This window comes from Rhizobium oryziradicis, from assembly GCF_001939045.1.
Classification (GTDB): domain Bacteria; phylum Pseudomonadota; class Alphaproteobacteria; order Rhizobiales; family Rhizobiaceae; genus Allorhizobium; species Allorhizobium oryziradicis.
The window spans coordinates 102,672-114,207 of the sequence record NZ_MKIM01000021.1; the positions used below are offsets into that span (position 1 = coordinate 102,672).

An 11,536-nucleotide genomic window follows, 5' to 3' on the forward strand; every position below is an offset into this window, starting at 1 on the left:
TACGCAACACAAAATACCCCTCGCCACACAGGACGTGCCGAGGAAAACAAAGCTGATTGGCATCAAGCAGGTCCGCAAAAACGTCAGGCGGGTTCAGCCTTCAAATAGTCCTCAGATGAAACAACATTGGCATAACCGAAGGCCAGAGCCGCCATGAACGCCGCGTGGACCGCTTTGGCAGGAACTGTGGTTTCGCCAAATTCCATATCACGCGTTGCCACAGCATCATGCACAACCGTTGTGGTAAAGCCCAAATCCGACGCCGCGCGAACGGCAGCGTCAACACACATATGGCTCATGGCACCGATGATGGTGACATTGCTGATTGCATTTTGCTTCAGCACATCCTGCAGATTGGTTCCGAGAAACGCATTGATCTGTTGTTTTGTCACCACAATCTCGTCAGCGAGAGGCTTGACCTGATCATGAATTTCGGCGCCCTGCGTGCCAGCCAAAAAGAACGGAGCATCTTCACCGGGTGCCGATTCATGGCGAATGTGGATGACAAGATCACCTGCCGTGCGCGCTGCCGAAAGAATATGAGCGGCGGTCTGTGTTGCTTCATCAATCCCAACCAGCGGAAATTTTCCGTCGGCGAAGTAATCATTCTGGAGATCAATGATGATCAGCGCAGTTTTGGTCATGTCTCAACGTCCTTATTTATGGCGTCGCCCGCACGGGTGATCATAAAATCCATTTAGTATCTTTTTCGCTTGCGTCAACGCAAGCACGGTGTTCCGGCGCACATGGCATGCGCCGGAACATGCACTCCACCACGTGTCAGGCCTCAAATGTAACCTGCCCATCGCAGATGGTAACCACGGGTCGAACCTGTGACAGAGCGTTGGATGGGACGGCTTCAACGTCGCCGTTAAGCACAACAATATCGGCCAGATAGCCCTTCTTCAAAATGCCCTTGCGGTCTTCCATGCTTTCCACATAGGCACCGTTAATCGTATAGGCTTGCAGCGTTTCTTGCAGCGTCAACCGTTGATCCTGAAGATCATCCGCCCATTTCTGGCGGGTCATGGCCTGCTCAATCGACACCATTGGATCCAGAGGGCATACGGGCCAGTCGGTTGCAAACACCATTTTAGCACCAGCATCCACCAATGTTCTCCATGCGTAAGAATAAGGCCAGCGTTCACGGCCAATATAATCGATACAAGGATGCAGCGGCAAGGAGCCTGTGCCTGGTGGGTGTGGAGGCTGCATGGAAGCGACAACGCCCAGCTCTTTGAAGCGCGGAATATCCGTCGGCAACACCACTTCAATATGCTCTATCCGGTGACGGATGGCCACATTTCCTGTGGTTTTGATGCCCGCCTCATACCCGTTCAAGACCATATTGACGGCACCATCACCAATGGCGTGGACGGCAATCGGAAGACCTTCCCTGGTTGCCGCGATGGCGATGGCATCAAACGCCTCTTGCGAAAACAGTGGATCGCCTTTTAGGCCCGGCTTATGGGCATAATCATCATGCATGACGGCGGTTTCACCTTCGATGACGCCATCCATGAACATTTTGATAAAGTCAGACCGCAAATGATCGTCGTTAAAGCGCGCCCGCCACGCCACAGCTTTGTCCTGAATATCGCTGAGCGGCATGAAATTCTTCATGTGAAATGGCATGCGAACGCGGCAGGGCAAGCCATCGGTGTTCTTGATTTCCTCGAGAAGTTCGAGCTGGTAGAGGCTGCCGTCCATATTCTGGATGGAGGTGATGCCGAGCGAAGCGCAATAGGCCAGCCCCTGCTTGATCACCGCGATATCGCTGTTGCGCTCCTCATCCGTGATGTTTTCCGGATCACCGCCCGTTGAGATGCCCAGCATGTCCCGGCCACCACTTTCAGAGAGATCAACAACCGGGCCAAATGCGTTTGCTTCGCGCAATTCGCCCGTGGCTAGCCCATCCGGCCCCATCACCACTTCATTGCCCACACCAACATCACGGCCATGCAATAGACCAGCCTGTTCCAGTGCCAGCGTGTTGGCCCAGGCGATGTGATGGTCGAAGGCGAACAGGATAAAGGGGCGATCAGCTATGATGGCATCCAGATCATGTCTGCTAAGGCGTTTTGGTTCGATAATGCCGTAGTCAGCACCATTGCCGATCAACAGGTTCAAATCGGGATTGGCATTCGCATAGTCCAGAACAGCGTCCTTCAGTACCTCAAATCCTTTGAGGCCATACACATTGAGCTGCACCAGCGAGACCGACCCGCTGAAAATATGCATATGTCCTTCGTTGAAGCCCGGCAAAACGGTGCCCTCGCCCGCATCAATGATGCGGGTTGTATCACCAACATAGCCAGAAACATCATCCCAGTTTCCCACCGCAACAATACGGTTATCCCGTATTGCCAGAGCGCTGGCCGTTGGTGTGTCCACATCCATCGTCAAAACGCGGCCATTTTTAATTACAATCGAAGCTGCTTCGGTCATCACGAACATCCTGGAAATTACATGGAGAAACACAAGGTTTGTGTACAGCGCCGGGGGGCACTGACATGTCTTGCATGACAGTCTGGATATCTGGCTGACATCAACAGGGTGTCAGCCAGATAGGATGATTACCGCATCACTTCGGTCCAGATCTTGTTGTAGATAGCTTGCACCTCAGGCGAGCACGGAATGGTGAAAATGCCGTGCGACAACAATTCGGCTGATGGGAATAATTCCGGTGCGTTTTTCAGGCTTGGGTCCATATATTGCTCAGACCCCATAATCCCATTGTTATAGCGGTTGAAGTTGGAGATCAGGGCCGCATTTTCCGGGGCCATAATGAAGTTTTGAAACAACTTGGCGTTCTCGACGTTTTTCGCATCTTTCAGGACGGCCACGCTGTCCGTCCAGAGCGGAAAGCCTTCTTTCGGATAGCCAAACTTGATGGCATCATCAAGCATGCGCGAGCGATAGGACGCGCCAGACCAGTTCACGCCAGCCAGAAACTCACCGCCGGCATATTGGTTTTCATTGCTGTAGGTGATGGACACCCATTTCTTTTTTGCAGCACTCAATGTGTCACGCAGCTTGCGCAAAACGGCTTTGTCATCGGTGCACTGCTTGCCGCCAACATAGTAAGTCGCCAGCGCCAAGACATCAGACATTTCCGGCACAACATTGACCTTGCCAGCCAGTTCCTTTGGCGGATCCATGAAGAGTGCCGAGGTATTGATGTCGCCCTTATAAGCCTTGGTGTTGACGGTTACCCCTGTGGCACCCCAAACCCAAGGAACGCTGTAATGCCGCCCCTTGTCAAAATCGACATTCACCCATCTCGGGTCAACATTCTTGAAGTTTTCCATCTGGTCTGGTCGGGTTTCAAGCAGCAAGCCCTCCTTGATCCAGACTGGCATGACGGGAGAACTGGGGACCACGATATCGAAGCCTGTTCCGCCTTGACGAACTTTTGCCAAAGCAGCGTCATTCGAATCGTATTCCGTGATGGATACTTTCACTTTGTAGGTGTCTGAGAATTTCTTGATCAGTTCGGGGCTCGTGTAATTGCCCCAGGTGAAAATATTGAGGGCACCTTCAGCCGAAGCTGTGCCCATGGACGCGGTCATCAACCCTATGACCGCTGTCGATACCAATGCAAATTTACAGGCCATAATCGTTCTCCTCTATTTTTTTTACTACTTGTTGTTGGCCAGGGTGTGGGTTTGTCGTTTCGGGAAAGCAGCTGACCATGGCTCCCGGACAAGTTCTACTCCTGATTGTCGGTGCGGTTGACGAAGTAAAACACCGTCACAATCGCAATGGAGATCGCTAAAAAGGCGGTTGCGATCGCGTTAATTTGGGGTGTTACGCCACGCCTGATCTGGCCCAGCATGTAGGTGGGGATGGTTTCCTGCCCGCCGCTTTTGATGAATTCGGTAATGACAACGTCATCGAGGGAAATCACGAAAGAGAGCATGCCGCCGGCAATGATGGCGGGCCAAATCATCGGCAAGGTGACGAATCTGAAGGTTTGCCAGCTGGAGGCATACAGGTCCGAAGCGGCGTTTTCCAATGAGCGGTTCATGTCCGACAAGCGCGCCCGCAGCGGCATATACGCAAAGGGAACGCAGAATGCGGCGTGGGCAAGGACGATATATCCGATACCTGTGTAGCCGGTCCAAACCTTGAGACGCGAAAACACAATCAACAGGCCCACAGCGGTTACGATTTCTGGCACCAGCAGTGGCAAATTGATGATCGATGTTTTCAAGCCCTTGCCACGGTACTCGGCAACTCGTGTGGTTGCCAGTGCCGCGGGTGTTGCGACGGCCGTGGCAATAACAGAGGCACAAGCGGCAATGAAGAGCGAGCGGCTGGCTGCATCAAACACATGCGGATCGTTCCATGCAGCAGCAAACCAGCGCAGAGAGAAGCCTTCCCAACCCGTCACCGATGTGCCCGCGTTGAAGGCATATAAGACGAGCACGCCGATTGGCGCGTACAGGAAGAAGAAAACCAGCGCCGCCACAGGGGCAACCCCTGGCAGATAGGAGGTACTTTTCATTTTAGCCATGGGAGACCTCCGCGCCCTTTGCCCGTCGCATGACAACCACCAGAACCACGGAGACGATGGCAACTAGGCTCACCGCAAGCGCAGAACCCAAAGGCCAATTTCGCCCCTGGCCAAATTGAAGGTCGATCAGATTGCCGATCATCATGTTTTTGCCGCCCCCCAGAAGCTGTGGAACGATGTAGTTGGAAACTGCCGGGATAAACACCAGCACAGACCCCGCAATCAAACCGGGTGCCGCAAGCGGCATGATCACTTTGGTCAACATCGCCCAGCGCGACGCATAGAGATCATAAGCCGCTTCAACGAGCCGGAAATCAAACTTCTCCAGACTGGAATAGAGCGGCAGAACCATCAGCGGCAGAAAGACATAGAGCATGCCCAAAAGCACAGCCGTATCCGTGTACAAAAACTGAATAGGCTGATCGATGATGCCAAAACGTAAGAGTTGGAAATTGACGATCCCCTCTGTGCGCAACAAATCCTGAATCGCAAAAGTGCGGATCAGCATATTTGTCCAGAACGGGATGGTGATCAGAAACAGCCAGACGGATCGCACCTGCCGCTTGCGGGTTGCGATAAAAAAGGCAGTTGGAAAGCCGACAATGGCGCAGATCAGTGTCGTCAGCAATGCGAGTTTGATGCTTCGAACCAGAACATCCAGATTGGTCTGGGCAAACGAGACGGTGCCGTCCAGAAAATCCACCTCGAACAGAACGCCGAACCAGCCCTGCCCCGAAAGTTCAAATTTCACATCCCCATAATCACCGGGGCTTAAAAACGAATAGATAAAGACCACGAGCAGAGGGGCCGCCGCACCCAACGTCACAAGAACCAGCGCCGGTGCCGATCTCAGCCAACGTCCCCGGATGTCAGCCTTTTTGCGGGCGCTTTCCTGCAAAGACAAAGTGCTCATGGCCTAATCCTTCAAAAGCTGAAGCGTGCCTTCGGCAAAGCCGATGGCAACCGTTTGACCGGCCTCGACACCGCACGTGCCTGCCGTCAGGTTTTGCTGACGCACAATGAAATGACCGCCATCAGACAAGGTAACGTGAAGATGCGTATCTGTTCCCAGATAAATGACATCTCGGATCGTCCCCCTCAGCAGTGCATCGGCGTCATTCGTAACAAGTTGGGCATGCTCCGGGCGCACGACGGCCGTTGCTTTTCCAGCGGCAAGCCCTTGGGGGCATTTGGCACCCACCACAGCGCCAGACGCCAATGTGACGCGCCCTGCTCCTGCCGAAATATCGCTCACATCGACGGTCAGGAAATTTGTTTCGCCAATGAAATCCGCCACAAACCGGTCAGCAGGGCGGTCATATAGCTCACTGGGCGCTCCCAGCTGTCGCACCGACCCTTCACTCAACACCGCGATGCGGTCTGACATGGACAGCGCTTCTTCCTGATCATGGGTCACGAAGATAAAGGTAATGCCGGTATCGGCCTGCAAGCGTTTCAATTCAATCTGCATGGCCTTGCGCAGCTTCAGATCCAGCGCCGAAAGCGGCTCATCCAGCAGGAGAACTTTGGGGCGCGGTGCCAGCGCCCGCGCAAGGGCAACACGCTGTTGCTGCCCGCCGGATAGGCGCGTCACAGACTGATCACCGCGACCGCTCAAATGGATGAGATCCAGCATTTTATTAACGGTGGCTGTGACTTCTTCGCGTGGACGCTTCAGCATGCGAAGTCCAAAGCCAATATTTTCGGCAACAGTCATATGCGGAAACAGCGCATAACTTTGGAAAACGGTGTTAATGGGTCTGCGGTTGGGCGGCAAATGCGTCATTTCATCGCCTGCCACAAAAATGCGGCCGCTGGTTGGCCAATCAAAACCAGCAATCATGCGCAAGAGAGTCGTCTTTCCGCACCCTGAAGGGCCGAGCAGCGTAAAAAATTCATTGTTGGCAATCGAAAGCGAGATTTCATTGACGGCACGATAGATGCCAAAATCTCTCGTCACAGCATCTAAAGCCACAGCATCGCCGTGCCCTGCTTCAGCATTAAGCGTCATCCATTCATTCCCCATTTATGTGATCTGCGATCGCATTGTTTTGATCATATCAAACTCAATTTGATCAAATTGCAAGAATTAAATGCGCTTTTTAAAAAAACATTGCCGTTACTCTTCGCAGATTGCGCGCATATGATAGGGAGAGGGCATGGTCCGTGTTGCAACAAAGCAGAGTGAGCAATGATCAAGGAAAAAAAAAGAGCCTCAGAATCGGCCAAGCAGTGGGTCTATAGAACCCTGCGCGATCAAGTGATGTGTGGAGCAGTCGAACCCGGCTTGCCCATTACCATTAATGGCGTTGCCGAAAGTCTGAAGGTGAGCGCCATGCCTGTGCGCGAGGCACTGCACCGTCTGGTTGCCGATGGCGCGCTGGAATATATGGACAACAGGCGTGTTCGCGTTCCAGATATGACGCCTGTGAAATTTGATGAAATCATTGCAACCAGAATTGCGCTGGAGACATTGGCGGCAGAGCGGGCGCTGCCGCACATCGAGACCGCACGCATTGACATGCTGCAGGCCATCGATAAACAACTTGAAGAAGCTTATGACGCAGGCGATTTTCAGGGGGCAACACGGCTCAACATCGCGTTTCACCGCTGCATTTTTGAGGTGAACTCCGGTTTTGTGCTGCTGAGCCTGCTGGATTCCATCTGGGTTCGGCTTGGGCCGTTTATGCGTGCAGCAACCGCCAATCTCGCCGAAAGTTACCGCGTTGACCGCCATGCCGAGGCTATAGCCGCCATCCGCGATAAAGACATTGAAGCACTCAAAATCGCAATCACGGCGGATATTCAAGACGGTATTGGTCATCTCGGGCGGCATTTCTTTTTAGACAAAGCAAAAGCCCAATCGATTGAGAAACAATGACCCTCGGTGACGTCCTTGCGGTGAGAGCTGCTGCAACAGCGCCCAACTTTGCTTCTTCAACGCTCGCGCGCCAGAAATTCACCAATCTCCTGGACCACAGGCTGCGTTGATAAAGGCTGCGTGACATCGCGCACCTGTTCAACAAGGGCTAGTGGCAGAACGGACGAGCGGGTATCGAGCAGTCCCTTGTAAAATGCAGGGCTAAACTCGGGATGCGGCTGAAAGGAGAGGCCCCAGTCGCCATAGCGCAGCACTGCGTTTTGGCAGAAATCGTTGGAGCCAACAACCTGTGCGATGGCTGGTGCCTTGATGACCTGATCCTGATGCCAGGCCAACAACACCTGCTCTTCGTTCAGCTCAGGCCTCTGGTAGGTTGTTGTTCCGACAGCCCAACCTCCATTGAATTTTTCAACCTCGCCGCCCAGCGCCTTGGCCATGGCTTGGTGTCCAAAGCAAATGCCCACCATCGGCACATTTGCGGCATGAACCGAGCGGATGAAATCTTCAAGCTGCCGGATCCAGGCGTAATCTTCGTAGACGCCAAACTTCGACCCGCTGACCAACCAGCCCTCGGCATCGTGTGGTCCGTCAGGAAACTCACCATCAACAACAAAATAGCGCTTAAACGTGAAGTTGAAATCCCCGAGCATAGACACGAACATATCGGCATAGGTGCCGAAATCCTCCTTCAGTTCCTCGGGCGTGTGCCCGGTGACCAGAATGCCTATTGTCTTGTGCTTCGGCGTCATTTTACTGCTCCGGCTAGAGTCTGTTTCGCAAAGGATTGCAGCGGCTTTGCGGTATCGAAAAAACAAATACTTAAAGCATTTTTCCTGAGGCGGATAAGCCGCAATACGCTTTAAGTCACTTTGTAGACAGAAATGGTCACATCTGTGGTCTTGAACGCGCAGGAGGCAATAAACAGCGCATCGGACAGCCAGCAATGGGGACCGATGGGTGCATCAAAGATCGGCGCGGACCGAAAATAGTATTGGTCCGGCGAGACAAAATCGCCCGCTTCAACCCGCACAACCGTCTCGCGCGGGGCGATAAACAGGCCCTGATTGCGAATATAAATCGGGGTACCATCATCGGCTTCAAGGGTGTAATGCGCGGTCACCACGGAGCAGCCGTCGCTGCGGATCAACTCGTAATCTGCCCCGCCCATCAAAACACGACCGTTGAGCCGTGGTCCACGCACCACGCCGCCCAGAATGGGGATAATCCGTCGATGGCCATTGCGACCTACACCACCATCCAGCGGCTGCCCGATCTCTGCATTTATATCGAAAACAAATTCAAGACCGGGAGAAATAGGCGTGCAGCTTTCATCTGTCATCACACAACAAACCCATAAAGATCCCATTCGGCTTGAGACACCTCAAGCGCAAGGCGTTGATATTCCGCATGCTTTACGGCGGTGAAAGCCTGATGCAGACTTGCGCCCAAAACATCCTTCACAAAGCTGGATTGCTCCGTTCTATGAATGGCCTCAAGCCAGCTTTTGGGCAGGCTGTTGGCGCGCTGCTCGGCATAGCTATTGCCTTCGACAGCGGGGCCTGGATCCAGCTTTTCGGCAATCCCGCGCAAAGCGCCAGCGAGTGTCACTGTGGCAACCATGTAAGGGTTGGCATCCACACCGGCAACGCGGTGTTCGAAATGGCGGGTTTTGCCCGGCGTGCCCGGTATGCGCAGTGCCACCGTGCGGTTTTCAACGCCCCAATCATCCGATGCTGGCGAATAGGATGCCGACGCAAACCTGCGCCATGAATTGAGAAAGGGCGCCAGAACCAGCATCGTATCACCGACCGTGTTGCGGATGCCGGCGATGGATTGCAGCATCAAAGGGCTGAGTGATCCATCTGCCTGGTCGGCATAGAGATTGTTGCCGGCCCTATCAGCCAGCGACAGATGCAGATGCATGCCAGAGCCAGCTTCAAGACCAAAGGGCTTTGCCATAAAGCAAGCCTCCACGCCAAACCGTCTCGCGCACGACCGGATCAATCGCTTGGCAATGATCACATCATCAGCGGCCCGCAGCAGGTCGCGGTAACGAATGGTCAACTCATATTGCCCAACCGCATATTCTGAAATCAACGATTCCAGCGTCAAACCGAGATGGGCCGCCCCTTCATAAATGGCATCGAACAGAGGCGACATTTCATCCAGTTCGTCCACGGCCATCGTATTTCGATTGAGCGAGCGTCGGCCCGTCATCACGTAACCCGCTGGCTGATACCGACCAGTTTGGTCAGGCTTGCGGTCCACCAGATAGAATTCCAGCTCAAACGCACCCATCGGGGTGAAACCGCTCGCTACGGACTTTTCGATCTGGCGAACCAGTGCATGCCGTGGCTCGGCCGGATAGGCCTCCCCACTTGCATCATACATGCTCACCAGAACCTGGCCACGCTTGGTGTGCGGCATCATGCCCAGTGTGCCGGGCAATGGCCAGCACCGCTTGTCTCCACCGCCATCCAGCACCTGCCCCGACGTATCCACATCGTCACCGGCCACATCCTGCCCAAACAGGGAACTCGGCATGGCACGGCCCGAAGTGTAGAGCGAAGCCAGTTCATGACGGCGAATAATCTTGCCACGGCCAATGCCGTGGCAATCCGTCATGACAATATCGATACCCTCGACCTCAGGGTATTTTGCGAGAAATTCACTGGCTTCATCGAGGTTAGAGCCGGTTGGTGATATTGTTGTCATGCTTACTACCAGTTCAACATCTGTGTGGATTTCAACTTAGCCAATGAGCCCATTTTTTCGAACATGGGCATAGGTGAGATCAATAACCTTGATGGTCTTTTCCATCAGGTCATCCACTTCGGCATGGGTAATCGTCAATGGCGGTGCAATGACCATGCGATCACCAACAGCGCGCATGACCAAACCATTTTCAAACGAGAAATCACGGGCGGTCAAACCAATTTTGGCTTCATCGGCAAAGTTGGAACGGGCGTTCTTATCTGGCGTAAACTGGAAAGCGCCAATAAGACCTTCCATCACCGCTTCACCAACCATTGGATGGTCAGCAAGGGCTTTCCATTTGCTTTGAAGATACGGGCCAATATCGTCACGAACGCGATCCACCAGCTTTTCCGAGCGGATAATTTCCAGATTGGCAATGGCCGCAGCACATGCTGCCGGATGGCCGGAATAGGTGTAGCCGTGCGCAAACTCGCCGCCTTTTTCCAACAAAACATTGGCAATGCGGTCTGACACGCCGACGCAGCCCATGGGCACATATCCGGATGTAATACCCTTGGCCATGGTCATGAAGTCAGGCTCGGTGCCCATCAGTTCGCAGCCGAACCATTCCCCGGTGCGGCCAAAGCCGCAGATCACTTCGTCGGAGATGAACAGAATGTCGCGCTCTTTCAGCCCCTTGGCCACGGCGGGCCAATAGGTCTTGGGTGGAATGATGACGCCGCCAGCACCCATAATCGGCTCGCCGATCATCGCTGCAATCTTGTGCGCACCAATGGAGTCAATCAGTTCCAGTGTTTGATTGGCAACCTTCAAACCAAACTCGTCCGGGGTCAAATCGCCGCCATTGGCCCACCATGATGGCGGTGGAGCGTGGAAAATGCCTGGAATTGGCAGGCCACCCTGCTCGTGCATCGACCCAAAGCCGCCCAGTGATGCCGAGGCAACGGTGGAGCCATGATAGCCGCCTCTGCGGGAGATGAAGATCGTCTTCTCCGGCTTGTCCATCAACTGCCAATAATAACGTGCCAGCCGGAAGATTGTGTCATTGGATTCCGAGCCGGAGCCGGTAAAATGGAAATAGTTGAATTGCTTGGGCGTCACTTCCGAGAGCAGCTTTGACAGCGCAACAACGGGCGGATGGGTGGTGTTGAAAAACGTATTGTAGAACGTCAGTTCTTCCAGCTGTTTGGCCACGGCATCGACGATATCCTTGCGACCATGACCGACATTCACGCACCAAAGACCGCTCATCCCGTCGAGGATCTTGTTGCCCTCGGAATCATGCAGATAAACACCCTTGCCTGTTGTGATGACGCGGACGCCACGCGCGTTGAGCTCTCGCGTATTGGTGAAAGGGTGCAGGTGATGCGCGGCATCAGTGATTTGCAATTCCCGGGTGCTGTTTAAAATCGTCATGG

Annotated in this window: 11 protein-coding genes; 1 reads left to right on the plus strand and 10 read right to left on the minus strand. The window is 53.8% G+C overall.

Annotated features, from left to right (window positions below; translation table 11 throughout):
• Positions 1-83 precede the first annotated feature (83 nt).
• The 6 genes from BJF95_RS03305 to BJF95_RS03330 all read right to left on the minus strand — a co-directional run bounded on the left by BJF95_RS03305 (position 84) and on the right by BJF95_RS03330 (position 6,530).
• Positions 84-644, minus strand: coding sequence for a cysteine hydrolase family protein (locus tag BJF95_RS03305; protein ID WP_075638032.1), 561 nt, complete (start codon positions 642-644; stop codon positions 84-86).
• A 136-nt stretch (positions 645-780) separates the two neighbouring features.
• On the minus strand, positions 781-2,448 hold the full coding sequence (locus BJF95_RS03310) for an amidohydrolase (protein WP_075638130.1): 1,668 nt from the start codon (positions 2,446-2,448) through the stop codon (positions 781-783).
• A gap of 128 nt (positions 2,449-2,576) precedes the next feature.
• Entirely contained in the window at positions 2,577-3,617 is a 1,041-nt protein-coding gene (locus BJF95_RS03315) for an extracellular solute-binding protein (RefSeq protein WP_075638033.1), read from the minus strand.
• A gap of 95 nt (positions 3,618-3,712) precedes the next feature.
• On the minus strand, positions 3,713-4,519 hold the full coding sequence (locus tag BJF95_RS03320; RefSeq protein ID WP_075638034.1) for an ABC transporter permease: 807 nt from the start codon (positions 4,517-4,519) through the stop codon (positions 3,713-3,715).
• The gene (locus tag BJF95_RS03325) at positions 4,512-5,432 is read right to left on the minus strand and encodes an ABC transporter permease (RefSeq protein ID WP_075638035.1); all 921 of its coding nucleotides are present in this window, start codon (positions 5,430-5,432) and stop codon (positions 4,512-4,514) included. The genes BJF95_RS03320 and BJF95_RS03325 overlap by 8 nt, the downstream gene beginning before the upstream one ends.
• A 3-nt stretch (positions 5,433-5,435) precedes the next feature.
• A complete protein-coding gene (locus BJF95_RS03330) occupies positions 5,436-6,530 on the minus strand; it encodes an ABC transporter ATP-binding protein (RefSeq protein ID WP_075638131.1) in 1,095 nt (364 codons plus the stop codon).
• Between the two features lie 180 nt (positions 6,531-6,710).
• Between BJF95_RS03330 and BJF95_RS03335 the strand changes: the two genes are divergently transcribed.
• Complete coding sequence (locus BJF95_RS03335) at positions 6,711-7,400, plus strand: GntR family transcriptional regulator (protein ID WP_075638036.1); 690 nt, start codon at positions 6,711-6,713, stop codon at positions 7,398-7,400.
• 56 nt (positions 7,401-7,456) lie between these two features.
• Here BJF95_RS03335 and BJF95_RS03340 read toward each other — a convergent pair whose 3' ends face one another.
• The 4 genes from BJF95_RS03340 to BJF95_RS03355 all read right to left on the minus strand — a co-directional run bounded on the left by BJF95_RS03340 (position 7,457) and on the right by BJF95_RS03355 (position 11,534).
• Positions 7,457-8,149 (minus strand): type 1 glutamine amidotransferase, encoded by a 693-nt coding sequence (locus tag BJF95_RS03340; RefSeq protein WP_075638037.1) that lies wholly within the window; start codon positions 8,147-8,149, stop codon positions 7,457-7,459.
• Between the two features lie 110 nt (positions 8,150-8,259).
• A complete protein-coding gene (locus BJF95_RS03345; RefSeq protein WP_075638038.1) occupies positions 8,260-8,739 on the minus strand; it encodes a DUF3237 domain-containing protein in 480 nt (159 codons plus the stop codon).
• The gene (locus BJF95_RS03350) at positions 8,739-10,115 is read right to left on the minus strand and encodes a glutamine synthetase family protein (protein WP_075638039.1); all 1,377 of its coding nucleotides are present in this window, start codon (positions 10,113-10,115) and stop codon (positions 8,739-8,741) included. The genes BJF95_RS03345 and BJF95_RS03350 overlap by 1 nt, the downstream gene beginning before the upstream one ends.
• A gap of 36 nt (positions 10,116-10,151) precedes the next feature.
• On the minus strand, positions 10,152-11,534 hold the full coding sequence (locus tag BJF95_RS03355; protein WP_075638040.1) for an aspartate aminotransferase family protein: 1,383 nt from the start codon (positions 11,532-11,534) through the stop codon (positions 10,152-10,154).
• Positions 11,535-11,536: the final 2 nt, after the last annotated feature.